Source organism: Afipia sp. GW822-FHT04G07 (assembly GCF_058800765.1).
Window position 1 is genome coordinate 2991729 of the sequence record NZ_JBXAMP010000001.1, and the last position, 21537, is coordinate 3013265.

Here is a 21537-nt window from a genome sequence, read left to right on the forward strand (position 1 = left end):
ATGAATGCGCAAACAAATTCGCGCGTGTGGTTGGTTCCCGCGATCCTTCTCGCGCTCGCCGTCGCGCTGCCGTTCATCGCACCCACATACTATGTGCAGTTCGTCAGCAAGGCGCTCATCATGGGCATCCTGGCGATGTCGCTCAATCTGGTGGTCGGCTATGGCGGGCTTGTCAGCCTGTGCCATGCGGCATTTTTCGGCATCGCGGGCTATGTGCTGGCGCTGGCCTCGCCGAAATACGATCCCGCCTCATTGTGGTGGACGCTGCCGCTCGCGGTCGCGGCGTCCGCCACCACCGCCGCCGCTATCGGCTCGCTCGCGCTGCGCACGCGCGGCATCTACTTCATCATGGTGACGCTGGCCTTCGGCGAGATGCTGTTCTTCCTGTTTCACGATGCCAAGTTCGCCGGCGGCTCCGACGGCGCGTTTATCTACAACAAGCCATCGATGATGCTCGGCAACATCACGCTGCTCAATCTCGAAAAGCCGATGGCCTATTACTTCGTGGTGCTGGCGGTGCTGGTGGCGGTGATCGCGCTGCTCACCATGATCGTGCGCTCGCCGTTCGGCCATGCGTTGGCGGCGGCGCGCGACAACGAGCGTCGCGCGCGCGCGTTGGGCTTCCCGGTGTTCCGTGTGCGGCTGACCGCTTTCATCATCTCGGGCGCGATTGCCGGGATCGCGGGCTATTTCGCCGCCGCGCAATTCGGCTTCGTCGCGCCGCAGATGCTGGGCTGGCATCTGTCGGCCACGGTGCTGGTGATGGTGCTGATCGGCGGATTGCGCTCGGTGGCGGGGCCGCTGGTGGGCGCGCTGGTGCTGATCGGGCTGGAAGAGGTGCTGAAGGCGCTCACCGAACACTGGAAGCTTGCAGAAGGCCTGATCATCATCCTGATCGTGCTGGCGCTGCCGAACGGCGTGCGTGACCTGCTCAACATGATTCTTCCGGCGCAGGATGTGGAGTCGGACAAGGATGTCCCGAAGCAATCCGTCCCCGTTTCCAAAGCGACGGAGGCTCGTCATGGCTGAGCCGCAAATCGCGCTTCGCGCGACAGGTCTGAAGAAACATTTCGGCGGGCTCACGGCCGTCGCGGATGTCTCGCTCGACGTTCATGTCGGCGAAATCCATGCCGTGATCGGGCCGAACGGCGCGGGCAAATCCACGCTGATCAATCTTCTGTCCGGCGATCTCACGCCGAGCGCGGGAGAGGTTCTGCTGAGCGGCCAGACCGCTTCCGGATTTCAGGACATCACGCGGTTCGCGCCGGATCGCCGCGCCCGCGCGGGGCTTGGGCGGTCCTATCAGAAGACCACGATCTTCCCGCAGTTCACCGCGCAGGAGAACGTGCGGCTGGCGGCGCAGGCCCATGCCGCGTCGCCGCTGAAAATGTTCGGCAACGTGTTTTCAGACGCTGATGTCAATCACCGCACAACTGACGCGCTGGAGCAGGCCGGACTCGCGGCGCGCGCGCGGATGATCGCCACGCATCTGTCCCACGGCGAACAGCGGCAGCTCGAGATCGCGATGGTGCTGGCGACGCAGCCGCGCATCATCCTGCTCGATGAGCCGCTTGCGGGCATGGGCCAATCCGAAGCGCGCAAGGTAGTCGACCTGATCGCGTCGCTGAAGAAAGGCCGCGCGGTGCTGGTGGTCGAACATGACATGGATGCGGTGTTCGAACTGGCGGATCGCCTGACGGTGATGGCGGACGGCCATGTCATCGCCAGCGGATCGCCGCAGCAGGTTCGCGTCGATCCCGCCGTGCGCGTCGCATATCTCGGCGTCGAGGAGGCCGCGGCATGAGCGCACTTCTCGATGTGCAGAAACTCGAGGCGTTCTACGGCGCGGGGCAGGTGCTGCACGGCATCGGCTTCACGATTGCACGCGGCGAACAGGTGGCGCTGCTTGGCCGCAACGGCATGGGCAAGACCACGCTGTTGCGTTCGCTGATGGGGCTGGTCGCCGACCGGCGCGGGAAAGTCGATCTCAATGGCCGCGACATCATGCGGGCAGCACCGGAGATGATCGCGCGCGCCGGCGTGGCGCTGGTGCCGGAAGGCCGCGGCGTTTTCGGATCGTTGTCGGTGGTTGAAAATCTCATCATGGCCGCGCGGCCCGGCACCGACGGACGCCGGGTCTGGACGCTGGACAAGATCTACGAGTTGTTTCCGCGCCTGCATGCGCGGCGCACCAACGGCGGGCATCAACTGTCAGGCGGCGAGCAGCAGATGCTCACCATCGGTCGCGCGCTGATGACCAATCCCGACCTGATCCTGATCGACGAGGCCACCGAAGGCCTTGCGCCGCTCGTTGCTAAGGACATCTGGAAGACGCTCGGCGTGATCCGCGCCGAAGGCGTCGCGACCATCGTGGTCGACAAGGATTTTCGCAGCCTGTCGAAAATCGCCGACCGCATGGTGATGCTGTCGAAGGGCACCGTGGTGTTCGACGGCACGCCCGCTGTGCTGGCGGAGAAACAGGAACTGCTGGAGCAACATCTCGGAGTGTGAGGCGGCGCGGTAATTCTTGCCGTCACCCGGTAGCGAAGCTCGCAAGAGCTCGCACCTCAGGATGACGACAGGGATTAATTCGCGACCACCAGCCCTGCATCGCCCGCATCGACGATATGCCGCTCCACCGGCTGCGGCCATTGCACGACGAGCGCGCCGATCAAATCCTCAAGTCCATCCTCGTCGAACGCATCGTAAAACACCGGCGCATGGGCGCGGGCGATGAAGGCGTGCAGCAGATGCGCGGCGTCGTAGTCGTAGACAATATCCGCCGGCACGATGCCCGCGCGCCGCATCATGAAGCGGCGAAATCCCGTCAGCCTTGCGCGGCTCGCATCGAGCGCGGCGAACGACAGCACCAGCGCCTCGTGCGCGATGCACGGGCCGTCCTGCATCCGGTCGAGCATCGGCAGCGCGTTGGCGGCGATGACGTCGTCAAGGTTTCGGAAATCGTTCGACATGTCGGAGGGATGCAGCGTGTTGCGCACGACGATCATGCCTGCTGCTTTGAGCCCGCGCGCGGCCAGCACATCCGCCAGCGTCCGCGTGTGCCGTTTCGCTCCGGCTCCGGTCGTCGCAGTCGGCGGTTCGATGATGTCCAGAGCGGCGCTCATCGCGCGGCGACGGTGCGCGGAGCTGCGGCAAGCGATTGTTTCGCCAGCATGGGCGCGACGGTTTCAGCCAGACGCGCGGCAGCCGCCTCGATGCCGAGGCCCGCCGTATCGACCTGCGCGGCGGCGCGCGCATAGAGCGGTTCGCGGCTCAAGAGGATGGTGCGCAGTTCCTGCATCGCGGAGCGGTCGTCGGCCATCGGCCGCAAATCGCCCTGCTTGCGCACGCGCCCCATGTGCTCTTCAGGTTTCGCCTTCAGCCACACCGTGTAGAACGACGACAGCACCAGATCGAACGTCACCGGCTCGGAGACGATGCCGCCGCCGGTCGCCAGCACGATCGGCTCGTTGCGGGCCAGCAGTTGCGCCAGCGCGGCCTGCTCCATGCGGCGGAAGCCTTCCTGGCCGTAGAGCGCGATGATTTCGGCGACGGAGAGGCCGTTCTGCTGCTCGATCTCCTTGTTGAGCTCGATGAAGGTCCAGCCGATCTTTTTCGCCAGCAATTTTCCGAGCGTCGACTTGCCCGCGCCGCGCAGGCCGATCAGTGCAATGCCTGCGAAACTGTTGCCGTGCCGCGCCGATCCGTTGCCCGAGAGAATATCCTTGGCCTGCGCGATCTGGGCCGGCGTCGCGTTGCGCATCAGGTCGCGGATCACCAGCCAGTCCGGGCTCGTGTCGGCGGTCGGGATCAGATCCTCCACATGCGCGCCCATCGCGGCCGACACCCGCCGCAGCAGCACGATGGAGACGTTGCCCTTGCCGCTTTCGAGCTGCGCGATGTAGCGCTCGGAGATTCCGGACACCTTGGCGAGCACCTTGCGCGACATGCCGCGCAGCGCGCGCATGGTGCGGACGCGCTGGCCAAGTTGTTCAAGAAACTGGTTTTCCGGCTCTGCCTGCAAGGTCATGTCGTGTTTCGGATCCCGGTCATTCGCAGATCAACCTGAAACATAATGCCGGAAAAGGTTGACAGCAAGCGCGTAGGGTGACTTTATGTGAATTATAATTCTAAATTAGAAACGTGGAGCGAAACGCCGTGGGCATCGGGATGGGGCCGGGCATCAGCCCGGCATGGAAGTCATGAGCGATTCACCCGGCACATACAATGCCGTGACCTATCTGCTCGACCGCAATGTGGATGCGGGGCGCGGGGCCAAGGTCGTGTTCAAGGATCCGGTCTCCGAGATCACCTATGGCGCGTTGCAGGCGCAGACGCGGCGGCTTGCGAATGTGCTGAAGCGCCTCGGCGTGCGGCGGGAAGAGCGCGTCGCGATGATGATGCTCGACACCGTCGATTTTCCCGTCGTGTTTTTGGGCGCGATCCGCGCCGGCATCGTGCCGGTGCCGCTCAACACGCTGCTGACCGCCGAACAATACGCCTACGTGCTGGCGGATTGCCGCGCGCGGGTTCTCTTTATCTCCGAGGCGCTGCTGCCGGTGGTCAAGGATGTGCTCGGCCGGATGCCGGACTTGCAGCATGTCGTTGTCTCCGGCGCGGCTGCAAACGGCTATCTGTCGCTGAAGGATGAACTCGCGAAAGAGAGCGATCAATTCGCGACCGCAGCGACCCATCCCGACGAGCCTGCGTTCTGGCTCTATTCTTCGGGCTCGACCGGAATGCCGAAAGGCGTGCGTCATCTGCATTCCAATCTTGAGGCGACGGCGGAGACCTATGCGAAAAAAGTTCTCGGCATCCGCGAGGACGATGTGGGTCTCTCGGCGGCGAAACTGTTTTTCGCCTACGGCCTCGGCAACGCGCTGACGTTTCCGATGTCGGTCGGCGCGACCACGATCCTCAATCCCGAGCGCCCGACACCGCAGGTGATGTTCGAGCTGATCCGCAAGCACGACCCGAGCATCTTCTTCGGCGTGCCGACGCTGTTCGCGGCGATGCTGAACGAGGAAGCGTTCAAGAACGAGCCACGCACCAAACGTCTGCGCGTCTGCACCTCCGCCGGCGAGGCACTGCCCGAACTGGTCGGGGAGAACTGGAAGCAGCGTTTCGGGGTCGATATTCTCGACGGCGTCGGCTCCACCGAACTCTTGCACATCTTTCTGTCCAACGCGCCGGGCGACATCAAGTACGGCACATCGGGCAAGCCCGTGCCGGGCTATGCGGTGCGCCTTGTCAATGACACGGGCGCGGATGTGCCGGACGGCGAAGTCGGCGAACTGATCGTCAATGCGCCATCGGCGGGCGAGGGCTACTGGAACCAGCGCAGCAAGAGCCGCCAGACATTCGAGGGCGGCTGGACCCGCACCGGCGACAAGTACACGCGCGATGCGGAAGGCCGTTACACCTACTGTGGCCGTTCCGACGACATGTTCAAGGTCTCCGGCATCTGGGTGTCGCCGTTCGAAGTCGAGAGCGCGCTGATCACCCATCCGGCCGTGGCGGAAGCCGCCGTGGTGCCTGCGGAAGATTCCGAGGGCCTGCTGAAGCCGAAAGCGTTCGTCGTGCTGAAGCAGGGTGCGTCGGTGAGCGACCTCAACGGCGCTCTGAAGGAGCACGTCAAGCAGAAGATCGGGCCGTGGAAATATCCGCGCTGGATCGAGGTGGTGGAGAGCTTGCCGAAAACCGCGACCGGAAAAATCCAGCGCTTCAAGCTGCGCGGCTGATAATAAGGGACAACGACAATGACGCTGCAACCCTCCGGCACGCTGGCTATCGGTGCGAGCGAACTCGAATACCGCATGATCGGGCCGATGCCTGACAAGGCGCCGACCATTGTGATGCTGCATGAAGGTCTCGGCTCGGTCGGGCTGTGGGGCGACTTTCCCGAGAAGCTGCAAGCCGCCACCGGCGCCGGCGTGTTCGTTTATTCGCGCGCGGGTTACGGCAACTCCTCGCCTGCGAAGCTGCCGCGTCCGCTGAACTTCATGGAGATCGAAGCGCTCGATGTGCTGCCGAAGGTGCTCGACGCCATCGGCTTCCGCCGCGGATTGCTGCTTGGCCATTCCGATGGCGCGTCGATCGCAACGATCTATGCCGGCGGGGTGCAGGATCACCGCGTGCGCGGCGTCATGCTGATCGCGCCGCATTTTATTGTCGAGGAATTCGGGCTCGCCTCTATCGCGAAGACCAAACAGAATTACGATACCGCCGATCTCAAGCCGAAACTCGCGCGCTGGCACAAGGATGCCGACGACGCTTTCAACGGCTGGGCCGATGTCTGGCTCGATCCGAAATTCCGCGACTGGGATATTTCGGAATCCCTTGCCTATGTGCGTGTGCCCGTCGCGATCATCCAGGGCGCGGACGATCAGTACGGCACGCTGCGGCACATCGAGATCGCGGAGGCCGAGTGCTATTGCCCGGTGGACGCGACGATCATTCCCGACGCGGGGCATTCCCCTCAACGCGAAGCACCCGAGATGACCCTGAAAGCGGCGGCGGAATTCGCGAACCGGCTGTTGTCCCTGCATGGCGAAGGCGCCCTGGAGCGCGCTGCCTGACATGCATAAAAATGCATGTTGATGGCAGTATACCGCTGGACAGGGGTAAAAAACTGCACTATTGTGCATTATAATTCAGATTTCAGCCATATCGAGGATTACTCATGGCCGCCGAAGACCGGAAACTCGCCAACAGCGCGACCTTTATCGATTTCCAGACCGAGCCGTCGAAATACCGGCATTGGAAGCTCGATGTCGCGGGCGATGTTGCCACCCTGACCATGGATGTGGACGAGAACGGCGGCCTGTTCGAGGGCTATCTTCTCAAGCTCAATTCCTACGACCTCGGCGTCGACATCGAACTGGCGGACGCCGTGCAGCGGCTGCGCTTCGAGCATCCGGGCGTGAAGGCGGTGGTGATGCGCTCCGGCAAGAACCGCGTGTTTTGCGCCGGCGCGAATATCCGGATGCTCGCCGGATCGACCCACGCGCATAAAGTGAACTTCTGCAAATTCACCAACGAGACCCGCAACGGCCTCGAAGACTCCAGCGAGAATTCGGGCCAGCGTTTCATCACTGTCGTGAACGGCACTGCGGCGGGCGGCGGCTACGAACTTGCGCTCGCCACCGATCATATCATCATGGCGGACGATGGCGCAGCCGCGGTCGCGCTACCCGAGGTGCCGCTGCTCGCGGTGCTGCCCGGCACCGGCGGCCTCACGCGCGTGGTCGACAAGCGCAAGGTGCGTCGCGACCATGCGGATTTCTTCTGCACCATCGAGGAAGGCATCAAGGGCAAGCGCGCCGTGCAGTGGCGGCTGGTGGACGAAATCGTGTCCAACTCCAAGCTCGAAGCCAAGGTCGCGGATCGCGCCAGGGAATTCGCCGCAAGCTCGAAGCGCAACGGCGAGGGTAGCGGCATCGCGCTGAAACCGCTGAAGCGCGAGTTCACCGAGAACGGTATCCGCTATGGCTTCGTCAGCGTCGATCTCAACCGCGCCGAGCGCATCGCGACCATCACGATCAAGGCGCCGGAAAAGGATGCGCCCGCCGATGTTGCGGGCATGACGGCGCAGGGCGCGGACTTCTGGCCGTTGCAGGTGGCGCGCGAACTCGACGACGCGATTCTTCATTTGCGTATCAACGAGCTTGAGACGGCGATGTTCGTGTTCAAGTCGCACGGCGAGCGTGCGCGGGTGCTGGCGTATGACACTTTCCTCGATGCCAACAAGTCGCACTGGCTGGTCAACGAAATCCGGCATTACTGGAAGCGCGTGCTCAAGCGCGTCGACGTCACCTCGCGCACGCTGGTGACGCTTGTTGAGCCCGGCTCGTGCTTCGTCGGCACGCTGGCCGAACTCGTGTTCGCGGCAGACCGCTCTTACATGCTGATCGGTGAGAAGCAGGGCGACAACCGAGCGCCCGCCGAGATCATTCTGTCATCGGCGAATTTCGGCGCCTATCCGATGAGCCACGGGCTGACGCGGCTGGAGTCGCGGTTTCAGGCCGATCCGTCCGACGTGGACACGGCGAAGGCTAAGATCGGCGAAGCGCTCGACGCCGAGACCGCCGAGGAACTGGGCCTCGTCACCTTCGCGCTCGACGACATCGACTGGGACGACGAGGTGCGCGTGTTCTTCGAGGAGCGCGCGTCGTTTTCCCCCGACAGCCTCACCGGCATGGAAGCGAATTTACGCTTTGCCGGTCCCGAGACCATGGAATCGAAAATCTTCTCGCGCCTCACGGCGTGGCAGAACTGGATTTTCCAGCGCCCGAATGCGGTCGGACCGGAAGGCGCGTTGCTGCGCTACGGCACCGGCGTGAAAGCGCAGTTCGACATGACGCGGGTTTGAGACATTTTCATCGGCCAGCCGCCGCGGCCGATAGCTGAAACAAAAGTGCACAACAGGAGCACGCCATGAACATCATGAACGTCGATTACACCACCAAGATTCCGAACAACGTCAATCTCGCGGAAGATCGTCAGGTGCTGAAAGCGCTGGAAGGCTGGCACCCGGGCTATCTCGACTGGTGGAACGACATGGGACCGGAAGGTTTCCAGGAATCGCTGGTTTATTTACGCACCGCGATCAGTGTTGATCCGAAGGGCTGGGCCAAATTCGATTACGTGCGGATGCCGGAATATCGCTGGGGCGTGTTGCTGGCGCCGCAGGACGAACAGCGTCAGGTGAACTTCGGCCAGCACAAGGGCGAGAAGGCATGGCAGGAAGTGCCGGGCGAATACCGCGCCATGCTGCGCCGTCTGGTTGTGATCCAGGGCGACACCGAACCCGCCTCCGTCGAGCAGCAGCGGCATCTGGGCAAGACCGCGCCGTCGCTCTACGACATGCGCAATCTGTTTCAGGTCAATGTCGAGGAAGGCCGCCATCTCTGGGCGATGGTTTATCTGCTCCAGAAGTATTTCGGCCGCGACGGCCGCGAGGAAGCCGATGACTTGCTGCGCCGCCGTTCCGGCGACGAGGATGCGCCGCGCATGCTGGGCGCGTTCAACGAAGCGACGCCGGACTGGCTGTCGTTCTTCATGTTCACCTTCTTCACGGACCGCGACGGCAAGATGCAGCTCGAGTCGCTCGCGCAATCCGGCTTCGATCCGCTGTCGCGCACCTGCCGCTTCATGCTGACCGAAGAAGCGCACCATATGTTCGTCGGCGAGACCGGAGTGAGTCGGATTCTTCAGCGCACTTGCGATGCGATGAAGGAAGCCGGCATCGAAGACCCGAACGAGATCGAGAAGGTCCGTGCGCTCGGTGTCATCGACCTCCCGACCATGCAGAAGAAAATGAACCTGCATTATTCGCTGTCGCTCGATCTGTTCGGATCGGAAGTCTCGACCAACGCCGCGAACTTCTACAATTCCGGGTTGAAAGGCCGCTTCCAGGAAACCAAGATCGACGACGACCACCGTCTGACCGACGACATCTACAAGGTGCTCAAGCTGGTGGACGGCAAGATCACGCTGGTGGACGAGCCGGCATTGACCGCGCTCAACATGCGGCTGCGCGACGACTACACGCTGGATTGCGAGAAGGGCGTGGAGCGCTGGAACAAGGTGATCGAAAAGACCGGCGTCAAGTTCCGGCTCGAACTTCCGCACACCGCGTTCCATCGCCAGATCGGCGAGTTCACCAACGTCAACGCGACGCCGAAGGGCGTCATTGTCAGCGACGCGGAATGGGCGAAGATCAAGCATGACTATCTGCCCTCCGCCGCCGACGGCGATTTCATCTCGTCGCTGATGGAGCCGGTCTCCGAGCCTGGCAAGTTCGCGAACTGGATCGCGCCGCCGAAAGTCGGCATCGACAACAAGCCCGGCGACTTCGAATACGTGAAGATCGCGGCCTGACGGATAAAGCCCATGAACGCGCCGACGCAGGAATTGCTGAAGCAGCACCTCATCGATCCGGAAATATGTATTCGCTGCAATACCTGCGAAGAAACATGTCCGGTCAATGCGGTGACGCATGACGGCAACAATTATGTCGTCGATGCCAGCATCTGCAATCACTGCATGGATTGCATCTCGCCGTGCCCCACGGGCTCGATCGACAACTGGCGCGTGGTGACCAAAGCCTATTCGCTCGAAGAACAGTATTCCTGGGAAGAACTGCCGAAGCAGGAAGAGGTCGCGGCGGTGGCGGTGGGCGAGGGCGGTGCGATCGAGGCGCTGGAGGACGACGTCTCGAAGCTGCTGGAGGAGGCGCGCAAGGGTCTCGGCGGCAAGCCGGTCGCGCCGCATTCCGCCAGCAAGCCGACGGTCAATCTCTACAACCGCAGCAAACCTGCGACGGCGACCGTCACCGGAAATTTCCGCCTCACCGATGCCAATGCCGATTCCGACGTGCGGCATATCATCCTGGATTTCGGCGACCAGAAATTTCCGGTGCTGGAAGGCCAGAGCATCGGCATCGTCGCACCGGGCATGGATGCCAATGGCAAGCCGCATGTTGCGCGGCTCTATTCAGTGGCGTCGCCGCGCGGCGGTGAGAAGCCCAACACCAACAATCTCGCGCTCACCGTGAAGCGCGAGGAAGGTGGCGTCTGCTCGAATTATCTGTGCGACCTGCCGCGCGGCGCGAAGCTGGAAATCACCGGCCCGTTCGGCGCGACATTCCTGATGCCGGACGATCCCGCCGCAAACATCATCATGATCTGCACCGGCACGGGCTCCGCGCCGTTTCGCGGCTTCACCGAACGCCGCCGTCGCGCGATGCCCGACGCGCCAGGCAGGCTTTTTCTGTTTTTCGGCGCGCGGCGTCCGGAAGAGTTGCCGTATTTCGGGCCGTTGCAGAAAGTGCCTGAGAAGTTGCTGGCGAAATACTTCTGCTATTCGCGCGTGCCGAACGAACCGCGCGTTTATGTGCAGGATCGCATCCGCACCGAGGCCCCGCAGATCGCGGCCCTGCTCCGCGACGAGAAGACCCACGTCTATATCTGCGGCCTCAAGGGCATGGAAAGCGGTGTCGATGAAGCCTTCGCCGACGCCTGCCGCGCGGCATCACTGGACTGGGCGGCGCTCAAGCCGGCAATGCGCGAAAGCGGGCGTTATCACGTCGAGACGTATTGAAATCTTTTCCTCACCCGCTCGCCTGACGGCTCGCCACCTCTCTCCGTAAACGGGGAGAGGTGGAAGATCGCTCTTACTCCCCCGCGACCGGCAGGCTGAGATTCGCGTAGACGATGCCGCCGTCGACCGCGATGGCGTTGCCGACCACATAGTCGCCGGCGCGCGATGCGAGATAAATCGCGATGCCTGCCATGTCCTCCGGCGTGCCGATGCGCTTGGACGGGATCGCCTTCGCAACCGCGTCGCCATGGTCGCGAGCTGCCGTATTCATGTCGGACTCGAACGCGCCCGGGCAGATCGCGGTGACGTTGATATTGTCGTGAATGAGTTTGGCGGCCATTCGGCGCGTCAGATGGATCACCGCCGCCTTGCTCGCCTGATAGGAATAGGTCTCCAGCGGATTGACGGACATGCCGTCGATCGACGCGATGTTGATGACCTTGCCTGGCTTGTCCTTGGTCGCCGCTGCGCGCAGCGGCTTCGCCAGCGCCTTGGTCAGGAAGAACAGCGACTTGACGTTCAGGTTCATCACCTTGTCCCAGCCGGCTTCCGGGAATTCGTCGAACGCAGCACCCCACGCGGCGCCCGCGTTGTTGACCAGAATGTCGATTTTCGGTTCGCGCTTGATGAGTTCGGCCGCGAGCGTCTCGCAGCCCGCGACGGTGGACATGTCGATCGGCAGCGCGATGCACTCGCCGTCATAGGCGGCGGTGAGTTCCTTGGCGGTTTCCTCGCAGGGGCCGGCCTTGCGCGCGGTGATGTAGACCTTCGCAGCGCCCTGGGCGAGAAAGCCCGAAGCGATCATCTTGCCGATGCCGCGCGAGCCGCCGGTGACGACCGCGATGCGGCCCTTCAGTGAAAACAGATCCTTGAACATAACGCCTCCTGTTGCTTTGGCGGCGATATAGCGCCAGCGGCAAGGAGTGAGTCAAGGAATGGCGGGATTGCGGACTCTGTTTGAAACGTGGTTACGCCGCGTCGACGCGGCGGAAGCCGTTCCACATCGCGGTGGCGGCGCCCGAGGTCAGCACCGACAGGAAACGCACGTTCTGATAATTGCCGTTCAGTGAAATGCGCGGCAGCGCCGTCATGTGCGCGGCGTTGCCGGGAAAGATCATGCCGGGGCGCGTCGTGACGGCTGTCTTGAATCCGATCTCGCGGGCGAAGCCGAATTCGCGCGCCGCCGCCGCCGCCCGGTCGCCGTAGGGATAGGCGAAATGCAGCGCGGGCCGCTGCAACTCGTTCTCGATCCGCGCGCGGCTGTCGCGCATCTGATGCACCGCCTCGGCTTCGGTCTCACGCGCCAGATTGCAGTGGCTGATCGTATGCGCGCCGATGCTCACCAGCGGGTCAGCGGCGAATGGCGCAAGCTCCTGCCACGACATGCAAAGCTCGCGCGCGATGGCTGCATCGTCGACGCCATGTTGCGCGCACAGCCGGCTGACCTCGTCCTGCACCAGCTTGTCGTTCGCCATGCCGCGCAGCCAGCCGTGCACCTCGTCGAAAGCGGCCTGCTTGGCGGCGGCGTCGTGTGCGGCCAGACGCACCGTCACGCCGTCGCGCACGATCTCGATGATGTCGGCGCGCGCGATGGCGCGCTCCAGCGCTACCCACCACAATCGGCCGCGTCCGTCGGCGAAATCGCTCGCGACATAGACCGTGAACGGCGCATCATGGTCACGCATCACGGGGAGGGCGTGGTCGCGGTTGTCGCGGTAGCCGTCGTCGAAGGTAAAGCAGGCGAAGCGGCGCGCGAACTCGCGCTCCCGCATCCGGCGGTGGGCTTCATCCATGGAAACGATGTCGACATCCAGCGCGCGGACATGCGCCAGCACCTCGCGGAGGAAATCGGGCGTGATTTCGAGGTGGCGGTTGGGCTGGAACAAATCGTCGCGGGCGGGCCGGACGTGGTGCAGCATGAAGATAGCGCCGACGCCGGCCAGCAGTGGCCGCAGCACGTGATGCGCGCCGGTGAAGTAGAGCGCGTCGAGGCCCGCGCGGATGACGTGATTGCGAAGCTGCTTCATGGCGATGGCTCGGGCCGATCCTTTAGGATCCGACACCGACATGTCGCAGAAACGGTTGAACAAACGGTTATGCGCGCGTCCGAAACAGCGGCCTAAAGCCCGGTTTGACGTTTGCCTGACGGCATGGGGCCCGCGTTCATTTCCAGTTTGACACCCGTGCAAGGGTTTGTTTTGTCTGCACTCTGTCAGGTGAAGGTCCGGAATGAACCGATTAGCAAGTTGGGCGCGAAAATGGGGGCCAGGGCTCATTCCGCTGGCGTTCCTCTGGATCGCGGCGATCTGGACGGGGACTGGGCCGCTTGAGGCCGATCTGGCCGCCCGGTCAAGCGCCGTCCTCAACGATAATGTGCTCGACAAGACCCGCATTACCGTCTCCGGCCGCGACGTTTCGCTGTCGGCGGAGGCGTTCTCGGAAGATGGACGCCGCAGTGCCGCCTCGGAAGTCGAAGCTGTCGCGGGCGTGCGGCTGTTGAATGACGGCACCCGCCTGATCGTCGAAGCCAAACCGTTCCTGTGGTCGGTCGAGCGCGACGTGGTCAGGATCACGCTCGGCGGCAGCGCGCCGCTGCCCGCGAGCAAGGCGCGGCTGGCGGAAGCCACGCGCGCCGTCGCCGGAGGGACCGAAGTGTCGGACCGTATGATCCTGGCCCGTGGCGCGCCGCCGCGTTTCGACAACGCCGCGCTGCTGCTGGTCGATCAGATCGGCAAGCTCAAGGAAGGCAAGATCGCGCTGAGCGACACCAGCGTCAGCCTGAGCGGCCTGGCGCGGGAAATCGGCAGCCGCGAAGCCATCGTGGCCGCGCTGCGCAATCTGCCCGAAGGCTATTCGGTAAAGGAAAATGCGATCAAGGCGCCGCCTTACGTCTTCCAGGCCAACAAGGACCCGGTCGCCAACACGATCACGCTCGCCGGTTATGTGCCGGACAACGCCGTCCACGCCGCCATCGTCGCCGCTGTCGGCCGGAAGTTTTTCTCCGGAAAGCTGGTGGACAATCTCAAGGCCAGCGTCGGCGCGCCGCAGGGGTTCTCGAACGCCGTGGTTGCGGCGCTGGGCGCATTGTCGCGGGTCTCGACCGGGTCGCTGGTGATCTCGGACCGCGAAGTCAAATTGTCGGGTGACGCGCTTTACGCTGTCGCGGCCGATCAGATTCGCGACGGCCTCGGTGGCGAACTGCCGCAGGGCTGGACCTCGAAGGCCGAAGTGTCGGTCAAGCCGGTCGCCAGCGGCGTCGATCCGACGGTCTGCCAGCAACTGTTTTTCGATCTGCTGGGCAAGGCGAGGATCAAGTTCGAATCCGGCCGCGCCACCATCGACAAGGATTCCATGGGGCTGCTCGACCGGCTGATCGAAACCGCGCTGCGTTGCCCGACCGCCAATATCGAGGTCGCGGGCCATACCGACAGCGACGGCGACGACAACACCAATATGGCATTGTCGGAAAAGCGCGCGCAGGCGGTAGCGGATTATCTGATCAAGGCCGGATTGCCGGCGGACCGGCTGAAGGCGGTCGGATACGGCAGTTCGCAGCCCGTTGCCGTCAACGATACCGACGAAGGCAAGGCCAAGAACCGGCGCATCGATTTCGTGGTGAAATGAGCATGATCTACCTTGCGACATTCAATTGGGGCTGGATCCTGGCGGCAGCGCTGGTCGGCCTTGCAATGGGCTGGATCGCGGTGGTGCAGCGCGGGCAGGGGTGGACCATGGTGACGCTGCGCAAGGTCGCGGTGCTGGTGGCGGCGCTGATCCTCGCGTCGGTGTTTCATCTCGCGCCCGGCCGCGCCGGCTATTGGCTCGACCTCGGGCTTGTGATGTTCGCGGCTTATGTCCTGGGTTGCGCGCTGGGCTCCTGGTTGCGCAGCCTTGTGGTCGCGCGGCACACGGCCGCAGGCTGACACAAGATGGCAAGCGGCCTGACGTCGCATTTCCGCATGCTTGGCCATTACAATGCATGGGCGAACGCGCGGCTGTATGAGGCCGCCGGCCGTCTCGGCGAGGCGGATTACCGGGCCGATCGCGGCGCCTTCTTCAAATCGGTCCACGGCACGCTCAATCATCTGCTCGCGACGGATCGAATCTGGATGAAGCGTTTTACCGGCGAGGGCGATGCGCCGGATCGGCTGGATGCGATCCTGTGCGAGACGTTCGGTGCGCTTCGAATGGCCCGCATGGCGGAAGACGCCCGGATCGTGGCCTATGTCGAGGGGCTGGACGATGCGCGCATTGCCGGAACGATTTCCTATCGGCGTGTCTCGAGCCCCGAGCAATTCGTGCAGGAACTGGCTCCCGCCCTGGCGCATTGGTTCAATCACCAGACCCATCACCGCGGTCAGACTCATGCGCTTTTGACAGGGCTCGGCGAGCCGTCCGCCGAACTGGACTTGCTGTTTTTTCAGCGCGAGCAAGTCAAATCGGCCTCATGGTCCTGACACGGAGGCGACACCGTTGCGGTGCAATGGACGGCGATCGTGTCACGGTATTGTTAACGTGACTTCCGGCGCGTGAATGGGCTCAAATTGATCACGCCGGCCTCGCGGTCATCGAGCCGGTCTGCTAGGACAGCATCTAACGGGACAATGTGCTGATCGAATTTCGAGGTCTGGATGCTGGAGACACTACGCGGGGCTATCGCGTACTTGCGCGAGAAGCAGATCCTGCACAAGCTGGGCGTTGCGATCAGCATCGCGATCATCGCCACGGCTTGCTTCATCCTCTACGAGATGTTGAAGGGTCTCGACACCGACGACCTCTATGAGGCGCTGCGCGAAACCGAAATGCGCACCGTGGTGCTCGCGGGGCTCTGCGTCGCCGCCGGCTACTTCACCCTGACGTTCTACGATCTGTTCGCGCTGCGCGCCATCGGCCGCACGGAAGTGCCGTACCGGATTGCCGCCTTCGCCGGATTCACCAGTTATTCGATCGGCCATAACGTCGGGGCCAGCGTCTTCACCGGCGGCGTGGTGCGGTATCGCGTCTACTCGGCATGGGGGCTTTCGGCCGTCGATGTTGCGAAAGTCTGCTTCCTGGCCGGTCTCACCTTCTGGCTTGGCAACGCCGCCGTGCTCGGTCTCGGCGTCGCCTATCATCCTGAAGCTGCGGCTTCGATCGACAAGCTCCCGATCTGGCTCAATCGCCTTGCCGCCATCTGCATCCTGATCGGCCTCACGGTCTATGTCGCGTGGGTCTGGATGAAGCCGCGGGAAGTCGGGCGCGGAAGCTGGACCGTCACGCTGCCCGGCGGCCCGCTGACGCTGCTCCAGATCGTGATCGGCATCGTCGATCTCGGGTTCTGTGCGCTGGCGATGTACATTCTGGTGCCCAATGAGCCCCATGTCGGGTTCGTCGTCGTGGCGGTGATCTTTGTGTCGGCGACGCTGCTCGGCTTTGCCAGCCATTCGCCCGGCGGCCTCGGCGTGTTCGACGCCGCGATGCTGGTCGGCCTGTTTCAGTTCGACCGGGAAGAACTGCTGGCCGGCATGTTGTTGTTCCGGGTTCTTTATTATCTCGTCCCGTTCTTTATTTCTGTCATCTTGCTCTCGCTTCGGGAGCTTATTGTCGGTCTCCGGGCGAAGCGGGTCGCAGCCGCCTTGCAGCGGCTCGACGATGCCGCGAAACCGCAGGCGACACGTTCTCCGATTTCGTGACGCGGCTGTATCGGGTCACGCGGAACAGGTACGGCGCATGACGATGACATCTCCGGGTTCAGGTTTCGCGCCGTGGTCCGACCGGCTGCGGCGGTCGGCGATTATTCTGATCGCGACGGCGCTTGGCCTCGCGGCGTCGGTGATGTTCGGCGGTCTCACGCTGCCGCAAGCCGGGCTGGTGTTTCTGGTGATCGGGGGCGCGGCGCTGGTGCCGTGGCATCTGCATCAGTCCGTTCCGGCAGCCGATGATCTGATCGGCGTGCGGCCGGCGGAAATGCCGGTGGTGGCGTCGCTGGTCGGCGGCATGCCCGATGCGGCGGTGCTGCTGGATCGCGCCGGGCGCGTGCTGCATTTCAATATCGCCGCAGCACAACTCGCGCCGGCCCTGCGCAGGAATGAACTCGCGCTGTTCGCGCTGCGCTCCCCGGAAATCATCGCGGCGCTGCGCGAAGCCATTGCGAGCCGCCAGCCGCAGCGCGCGAGCTATGTGGATCACGTTCCGATCGACCGCTGGATGGAATTGATCGTGACGCCGCTGTCGCTGCCGACCGCGTTCGGCGGCAGCGAGTACTGTATCCTGATGACATTCCACGATCAGACGCCGCTGCGCCGGGTCGAGGAAATGCGCGCCGACTTCGTCGCCAATGCGAGCCACGAACTGCGCACGCCGCTGGCGGCGCTGTCCGGCTTCATCGACACGCTGCAAGGTCCGGCGCGCGAGGATGCCAAGGCGCGCGACCGTTTTCTCGGCATCATGCACGCGCAGGCGACGCGCATGGCGCGGCTGATCGACGATCTGCTGTCGCTGTCGCGGGTTGAACTGAGCGCTCATGTGCGTCCCGAAAAGATGGTCGACGTTGTGCCGCTGGTCCGTCAGGTGATCGACGGGCTGGAGCCGCTGGCGAGCGAGCGTCAGGTGAGCATCGAACTCGAACTGCCCGAGACGCCCGTGCAGATTGCGGGCGAAACCGAAGAACTACTGCGGGTGTTTGAAAACCTGATCGAGAATGGTCTGAAGTACGGCGCATCCGGCGGCCGCGTGGTGGTGTCGCTGACCGCGCCCTCCCCGGAGGATGGCGCCGGCGAGGTTCGCTTCGCGGTGCGCGACTTCGGTCCCGGCATTCCGCCCGAGCATTTGCCCCGGCTAACGGAACGGTTCTATCGCGTCGATGCCGGCGACAGCCGCGCGCAAGGCGGCACGGGTCTGGGCCTGTCATTGGTCAGGCACATCCTTATTCGTCATCGCGGACGATTGCTGATCGAGAGCGTGTTCGGACACGGCGCGACCTTCACCGCCTGCTTCCCGGCGACCAGGTCTGCGACGACGGCAGCGAAGGAATAGCGCGAACGCGGCCGCAGTTCTGCCGCATGGTCGCAAAGCCGCCTTTTGCAGCCAGCTCCGCCGCCACTTCGCAACAAAAAAGCCTCATCGATCCGATGAGGCTTTTCTGCATTGTATGTCACGCAAGCGATTGAGATTTTCGCCTACTTGGTCGGCCGCGAGGTGCGGCGGCGATCCGAGGCCGGCTGATAGGCCACGCGCGAATGATGCGCGCAGTAGGGGAGGCTGTTGAGCGCTTTGCCGCCGCAGAAAAAGAAGTCCGCGCTGCCCGGATCACCGACCGGCCAGTGGCAGGTGCTTTCATTCAGTTCGAGCAGGCTGAGGCGCTGGCTCATCGGCACCACGTTGTCGTAGGCGATCGGATCGGGCTCGGCTTCGACATCAAAGGCATGGGCCAGCGCTGTATTGCCGCGCGACACCGGGCGATTGATCCGCATCATGTGCTGCGCGGGACGCACCTTGCGCTGCCGTGGCGCTGCCGAGGAGGGGCTCTTGGCGCGGCCCGACAGGCCGAGCCGGTGAACCTTTCCGATCACGGCATTCCGGGTGATATTTCCGAGTTCGGCGGCGATCTGGCTTGCCGAAAGTCCGGATTCCCAAAGCTTCTTCAACTGCTCAACGCGATCGTCGGTCCAGCTCATTACCGTCATCGCACTCTTCCTTTTGTATCGCGCCGGCCATTTTTGACGCGGCGTCGCGATTGCCAAATTCCCGAAATCCCTGCGGGCAGAATCCCTTAGCCCTCGCCGGTTGCATGAAAAGCGACCGGGCGTTTACGCCGCACCGAAGACAATCGAGGATCAGAACCGCCGCACGAGATGTCGTACCCAACGCCAGGAATGCTACAATATGGCGTGACTCACGCGCAAGAGTCGGGCTTTGCGCGTCCACATGTTCCGGTCAAAAAGCAAATAAATTCGATCTTTGTGAGACATCCTAAACAGAGGTTTTTTTGCCCCAAGCCGGGTGGCGCGACACTGGATTGGGTCTGAAAATGCCGGAATATGCCCTTGCCGCAGCGACAACCAGGCCTTCGCCGCGCCTCCGCGAGCCCTTGTGTGGATTGACACCACAGGGCTCGCCAATAGAATAACCGCCACGTGCCGCCTTTTCGGGCGGCACGTTTCGTTTCCGGGGCAAGCAACTGAGCAACAAGCGCGCGGACGCGCTCGCAAAGCTGTTGGCCCATACCATCGATCAGGTCGCCATGAGCCAACATGCCAAGCCGCATCTCGACTCCCACATGTTGCCGGTTTTCGCCCGCGCCGACGTGGCGTTCGAGCGTGGCGAAGGGCCGTGGCTGATCGCAACCAACGGCGACCGCTATCTTGATTTCACCAGCGGCGTGGCGGTGAACGCGCTCGGCCATGCGCATCCGCATTTGGTCGCGGCAGTGCAGGCGCAGGCCGCGAAACTGTGGCACGTCTCGAATCTTTTCACGATTCCGGAAGGCGAGCGGCTGGCGACGCGCCTGTGCGACGCGAGTTTCGCCGACGTGGTATTCTTCTGTAATTCCGGCGCGGAGGCGATGGAAGCCGCCATCAAGATGGCGCGGAAATTCCAGGCGGTGAACGGCAAGCCGGAGCGCTACCGGCTCATCACGTTCGAGGGCGCATTCCACGGCCGCACGCTCGCGACGCTGGCCGCAGGCGGACAGCAGAAATATCTCGAAGGTTTTGGACCGCGTGTCGAAGGCTTCGATCAGGTGCCGCTCGGTGATCTCGACGCCGTGAAGAAGGCGATCGGACCCGAGACGGCGGGCATCATCATCGAGCCGTGGCAGGGCGAAGGCGGTGTGCGCGCAGCCGATCCCGCGTTCTTCCGCGCGCTGCGGCAGCTCTGCGACGACAACAAACTGGTTCTGGTGTTCGACGAAGTGCAGACCGGCATGGGCCGCACCGGCACCCTGTTCGCCTATGAGAAGACTGGCGTGGAGCCGGACATCATGGCGCTGGCGAAGGCGCTCGGCGGCGGCTTTCCGATGGGCGCGTGCCTAGCCACGGTTGCGGCTGCGGCCGGCATGACACCGGGGACTCACGGCTCGACCTTCGGCGGCAACTTGCTGGCTGCTGCTGCTGGCAACGCCACGCTCGATGTGATGCTGGCGCCGGGATTCTTCGACCATGTGCAGCGGGCGTCGCTGGTGCTGAAACAGAAACTCGCATCGATCGTCGATCGTTACCCCGACGTCGTCGATGAGGTGCGCGGCGATGGTTTGCTGATCGGCTTGAAAGCGGTGGTTCCGGCGGGCGATCTTGTCGGTGCGCTGCGCGATGAAAAGCTGCTGACGGTCGGCGCGGGCGAAAATGTGGTGCGGCTGCTGCCGCCGCTGATCGTGACCGAGGCCGAGATTGAGGATGCGGTGTCGCGCGTCGAGCGCGTCTGCGCGAAGCTGACGCGGATTTCGGCGCGGCGAGAGGCTGCGCGATGAGCAAGTCCCCGCGTCATTTTCTCGACCTGTTCGATGTGCCGACCAAGGAGTTGCGCGCGATTCTCGATGCCAGCGTGGCGATGAAGAAGAAGCGCAAGGCCGGCGACACGTCCAGCAAGCCGCTCGATGGCAAGACGCTGGCCATGATCTTCGACAAGCCGTCGACGCGCACCCGTGTGTCGTTCGATGTCGGAATGCGCCAGCTCGGCGGCGAAGCCATCATGCTGACCGGTGCGGAGATGCAGCTCGGACGCGGCGAAACAATCGCCGATACCGCGCGCGTGTTGTCACGCTTTGTCGACGCCATCATGATCCGGATTCTCAATCACGAAGCGCTGGCCGAACTCGCGGCGCACGCCACGGTACCGGTCATTAATGGCCTGACCCGGCGTTCGCATCCCTGTCAGGTGATGGCGGACGTCATGACCTTCGAGGAGCATCTCGGCCCGATCAAGGGGCGCACGGTGGCGTGGACCGGTGACGACAACAACGTGCTGGCGTCGTGGGCGCACGCTGCGGAGCGCTTCGGCTTCAACCTGAATATCGCGACACCGCCAGAACTCGCGCCCAACAAGCTGCTGAAGGACTGGATCAAGACGACGGGCGCGCCGATCGTGCTTGGCAATAAACCCGAGGACATGGTGCGCGGCGCGGATTGCGTCGTCACCGACACCTGGGTGTCGATGGGCGACAAGGACGGTGAGCACCGTCACAACCTGCTGAAGCCCTATCAGGTCAACGCCAAGTTGATGTCGCTGGCGAATCCCGACGCCATCTTCATGCACTGCCTGCCGGCCCATCGCGGCGACGAGGTCACCGATGAAGTGATCGACGGCCCGCAGTCGGTGGTATTCGACGAAGCGGAAAATCGCCTTCACGCCCAGAAGGGCATTCTGGCCTGGTGCCTGCACGCGATTGGCTGAAGCTGCGCGTTTCTGTCGTCATGTTCCGGCGGCAGGCGGGTCATCTCTGGTCCTTTTTTGGGGAAC

The 21537-nt window shown here is 63.4% G+C and carries 19 protein-coding genes and 1 pseudogene; 15 read left to right on the plus strand and 5 right to left on the minus strand.

Annotated features, from left to right (window positions below; translation table 11 throughout):
* From AC1RKJ_RS14630 to AC1RKJ_RS14640, 3 genes are read left to right on the plus strand one after another with little or no spacing between them, the layout of a single operon-like run.
* A complete protein-coding gene (locus AC1RKJ_RS14630; protein WP_492791660.1) occupies nt 1–1029 on the plus strand; it encodes a branched-chain amino acid ABC transporter permease in 1029 nt (342 codons plus the stop codon).
* Nucleotides 1022–1804 (plus strand): ABC transporter ATP-binding protein, encoded by a 783-nt coding sequence (locus tag AC1RKJ_RS14635; protein WP_492791661.1) that lies wholly within the window; start codon nt 1022–1024, stop codon nt 1802–1804. The genes AC1RKJ_RS14630 and AC1RKJ_RS14635 overlap by 8 nt, the downstream gene beginning before the upstream one ends.
* Nucleotides 1801–2511 (plus strand): ABC transporter ATP-binding protein, encoded by a 711-nt coding sequence (locus AC1RKJ_RS14640; protein ID WP_492791662.1) that lies wholly within the window; start codon nt 1801–1803, stop codon nt 2509–2511. Before AC1RKJ_RS14635 ends, AC1RKJ_RS14640 begins: the two co-directional genes overlap by 4 nt.
* A 74-nt stretch (nt 2512–2585) precedes the next feature.
* On the opposite strand, the gene AC1RKJ_RS14645 is transcribed toward AC1RKJ_RS14640, so the two are convergent.
* Both AC1RKJ_RS14645 and AC1RKJ_RS14650 read right to left on the minus strand, forming a co-directional pair.
* On the minus strand, nt 2586–3125 hold the full coding sequence (locus AC1RKJ_RS14645; protein WP_492791663.1) for a hypothetical protein: 540 nt from the start codon (nt 3123–3125) through the stop codon (nt 2586–2588).
* Nucleotides 3122–4057: pseudogene (locus AC1RKJ_RS14650) on the minus strand (helix-turn-helix transcriptional regulator); the annotation flags it as partial. The gene AC1RKJ_RS14645 and the pseudogene AC1RKJ_RS14650, both read right to left, overlap by 4 nt.
* 145 nt (nt 4058–4202) lie before the next feature.
* On the opposite strand from AC1RKJ_RS14650, the gene AC1RKJ_RS14655 reads away from it, so the two are divergent.
* The 5 genes from AC1RKJ_RS14655 to boxA all read left to right on the plus strand — a co-directional run bounded on the left by AC1RKJ_RS14655 (nt 4203) and on the right by boxA (nt 11103).
* The gene (locus AC1RKJ_RS14655; protein WP_492791664.1) at nt 4203–5741 is read left to right on the plus strand and encodes a benzoate-CoA ligase family protein; all 1539 of its coding nucleotides are present in this window, start codon (nt 4203–4205) and stop codon (nt 5739–5741) included.
* An 18-nt stretch (nt 5742–5759) separates the two neighbouring features.
* Nucleotides 5760–6578: an alpha/beta fold hydrolase gene (locus AC1RKJ_RS14660; RefSeq protein ID WP_492791665.1), complete on the plus strand. Its 819-nt coding sequence runs from the start codon at nt 5760–5762 to the stop codon at nt 6576–6578.
* Between the two features lie 104 nt (nt 6579–6682).
* Nucleotides 6683–8371 carry a 2,3-epoxybenzoyl-CoA dihydrolase gene (gene boxC / locus AC1RKJ_RS14665; RefSeq protein ID WP_492791666.1) on the plus strand — a complete coding sequence of 563 codons (1689 nt, stop codon included), beginning with the start codon at nt 6683–6685 and terminating at the stop codon, nt 8369–8371.
* A gap of 65 nt (nt 8372–8436) precedes the next feature.
* Nucleotides 8437–9882 carry a benzoyl-CoA 2,3-epoxidase subunit BoxB gene (boxB, locus tag AC1RKJ_RS14670; protein WP_492791667.1) on the plus strand — a complete coding sequence of 482 codons (1446 nt, stop codon included), beginning with the start codon at nt 8437–8439 and terminating at the stop codon, nt 9880–9882.
* Nucleotides 9883–9894: 12 nt separating this feature from the next.
* On the plus strand, nt 9895–11103 hold the full coding sequence (gene boxA, locus AC1RKJ_RS14675) for a benzoyl-CoA 2,3-epoxidase subunit BoxA (protein ID WP_492791668.1): 1209 nt from the start codon (nt 9895–9897) through the stop codon (nt 11101–11103).
* 73 nt (nt 11104–11176) lie between these two features.
* Here the strand turns inward: boxA and AC1RKJ_RS14680 are convergent, their stop codons facing one another.
* Nucleotides 11177–11980 carry an SDR family NAD(P)-dependent oxidoreductase gene (locus tag AC1RKJ_RS14680; protein ID WP_492791669.1) on the minus strand — a complete coding sequence of 268 codons (804 nt, stop codon included), beginning with the start codon at nt 11978–11980 and terminating at the stop codon, nt 11177–11179.
* A gap of 91 nt (nt 11981–12071) precedes the next feature.
* A complete protein-coding gene (locus tag AC1RKJ_RS14685) occupies nt 12072–13130 on the minus strand; it encodes a polysaccharide deacetylase family protein (RefSeq protein ID WP_492791670.1) in 1059 nt (352 codons plus the stop codon).
* 202 nt (nt 13131–13332) lie between these two features.
* On the opposite strand from AC1RKJ_RS14685, the gene AC1RKJ_RS14690 reads away from it, so the two are divergent.
* The 5 genes from AC1RKJ_RS14690 to AC1RKJ_RS14710 all read left to right on the plus strand — a co-directional run bounded on the left by AC1RKJ_RS14690 (nt 13333) and on the right by AC1RKJ_RS14710 (nt 18117).
* Entirely contained in the window at nt 13333–14727 is a 1395-nt protein-coding gene (locus AC1RKJ_RS14690) for an OmpA family protein (protein ID WP_492791671.1), read from the plus strand.
* Between the two features lie 2 nt (nt 14728–14729).
* On the plus strand, nt 14730–15026 hold the full coding sequence (locus AC1RKJ_RS14695) for a hypothetical protein (protein WP_492791672.1): 297 nt from the start codon (nt 14730–14732) through the stop codon (nt 15024–15026).
* 18 nt (nt 15027–15044) lie between these two features.
* On the plus strand, nt 15045–15560 hold the full coding sequence (locus AC1RKJ_RS14700; protein ID WP_492792754.1) for a DinB family protein: 516 nt from the start codon (nt 15045–15047) through the stop codon (nt 15558–15560).
* Nucleotides 15561–15734: 174 nt separating this feature from the next.
* Nucleotides 15735–16775 carry a lysylphosphatidylglycerol synthase domain-containing protein gene (locus tag AC1RKJ_RS14705; RefSeq protein WP_492791673.1) on the plus strand — a complete coding sequence of 347 codons (1041 nt, stop codon included), beginning with the start codon at nt 15735–15737 and terminating at the stop codon, nt 16773–16775.
* Between the two features lie 37 nt (nt 16776–16812).
* Nucleotides 16813–18117, plus strand: a complete 1305-nt coding sequence (locus tag AC1RKJ_RS14710) for an ATP-binding protein (protein WP_492791674.1) — start codon at nt 16813–16815, stop codon at nt 18115–18117.
* A gap of 143 nt (nt 18118–18260) precedes the next feature.
* Here the strand turns inward: AC1RKJ_RS14710 and AC1RKJ_RS14715 are convergent, their stop codons facing one another.
* A complete protein-coding gene (locus AC1RKJ_RS14715; protein ID WP_492791675.1) occupies nt 18261–18767 on the minus strand; it encodes a GcrA family cell cycle regulator in 507 nt (168 codons plus the stop codon).
* A gap of 557 nt (nt 18768–19324) precedes the next feature.
* Here AC1RKJ_RS14715 and AC1RKJ_RS14720 point away from each other — a divergent pair.
* The gene (locus tag AC1RKJ_RS14720) at nt 19325–20548 is read left to right on the plus strand and encodes an aspartate aminotransferase family protein (RefSeq protein WP_492792755.1); all 1224 of its coding nucleotides are present in this window, start codon (nt 19325–19327) and stop codon (nt 20546–20548) included.
* Entirely contained in the window at nt 20545–21471 is a 927-nt protein-coding gene (argF, locus tag AC1RKJ_RS14725) for an ornithine carbamoyltransferase (protein WP_492791676.1), read from the plus strand. Before AC1RKJ_RS14720 ends, argF begins: the two co-directional genes overlap by 4 nt.
* Nucleotides 21472–21537 lie beyond the last annotated feature (66 nt).

Excerpts from the sequence above, each read along its gene's own strand:
- AC1RKJ_RS14655 (WP_492791664.1), top strand. The coding sequence starts at position 4,203 with ATGAGCGATTCACCCGGCACATACAATGCCGTGACCTATCTGCTCGAC.
- AC1RKJ_RS14690 (WP_492791671.1), top strand. The coding sequence starts at position 13,333 with ATGAACCGATTAGCAAGTTGGGCGCGAAAATGGGGGCCAGGGCTCATT.
- AC1RKJ_RS14710 (WP_492791674.1), top strand. The coding sequence starts at position 16,813 with ATGACGATGACATCTCCGGGTTCAGGTTTCGCGCCGTGGTCCGACCGG.
- boxC (WP_492791666.1), top strand. The coding sequence starts at position 6,683 with ATGGCCGCCGAAGACCGGAAACTCGCCAACAGCGCGACCTTTATCGAT.
- AC1RKJ_RS14640 (WP_492791662.1), top strand. The coding sequence starts at position 1,801 with ATGAGCGCACTTCTCGATGTGCAGAAACTCGAGGCGTTCTACGGCGCG.
- argF (WP_492791676.1), top strand. The coding sequence starts at position 20,545 with ATGAGCAAGTCCCCGCGTCATTTTCTCGACCTGTTCGATGTGCCGACC.
- AC1RKJ_RS14635 (WP_492791661.1), top strand. The coding sequence starts at position 1,022 with ATGGCTGAGCCGCAAATCGCGCTTCGCGCGACAGGTCTGAAGAAACAT.
- boxB (WP_492791667.1), top strand. The coding sequence starts at position 8,437 with ATGAACATCATGAACGTCGATTACACCACCAAGATTCCGAACAACGTC.
- AC1RKJ_RS14680 (WP_492791669.1), bottom strand. The coding sequence starts at position 11,980 with ATGTTCAAGGATCTGTTTTCACTGAAGGGCCGCATCGCGGTCGTCACC.
- AC1RKJ_RS14685 (WP_492791670.1), bottom strand. The coding sequence starts at position 13,130 with ATGAAGCAGCTTCGCAATCACGTCATCCGCGCGGGCCTCGACGCGCTC.
- AC1RKJ_RS14705 (WP_492791673.1), top strand. The coding sequence starts at position 15,735 with ATGCTGGAGACACTACGCGGGGCTATCGCGTACTTGCGCGAGAAGCAG.
- AC1RKJ_RS14660 (WP_492791665.1), top strand. The coding sequence starts at position 5,760 with ATGACGCTGCAACCCTCCGGCACGCTGGCTATCGGTGCGAGCGAACTC.
- AC1RKJ_RS14645 (WP_492791663.1), bottom strand. The coding sequence starts at position 3,125 with ATGAGCGCCGCTCTGGACATCATCGAACCGCCGACTGCGACGACCGGA.
- AC1RKJ_RS14695 (WP_492791672.1), top strand. The coding sequence starts at position 14,730 with ATGATCTACCTTGCGACATTCAATTGGGGCTGGATCCTGGCGGCAGCG.
- AC1RKJ_RS14720 (WP_492792755.1), top strand. The coding sequence starts at position 19,325 with ATGAGCCAACATGCCAAGCCGCATCTCGACTCCCACATGTTGCCGGTT.
- AC1RKJ_RS14630 (WP_492791660.1), top strand. The coding sequence starts at position 1 with ATGAATGCGCAAACAAATTCGCGCGTGTGGTTGGTTCCCGCGATCCTT.
- AC1RKJ_RS14715 (WP_492791675.1), bottom strand. The coding sequence starts at position 18,767 with ATGACGGTAATGAGCTGGACCGACGATCGCGTTGAGCAGTTGAAGAAG.
- boxA (WP_492791668.1), top strand. The coding sequence starts at position 9,895 with ATGAACGCGCCGACGCAGGAATTGCTGAAGCAGCACCTCATCGATCCG.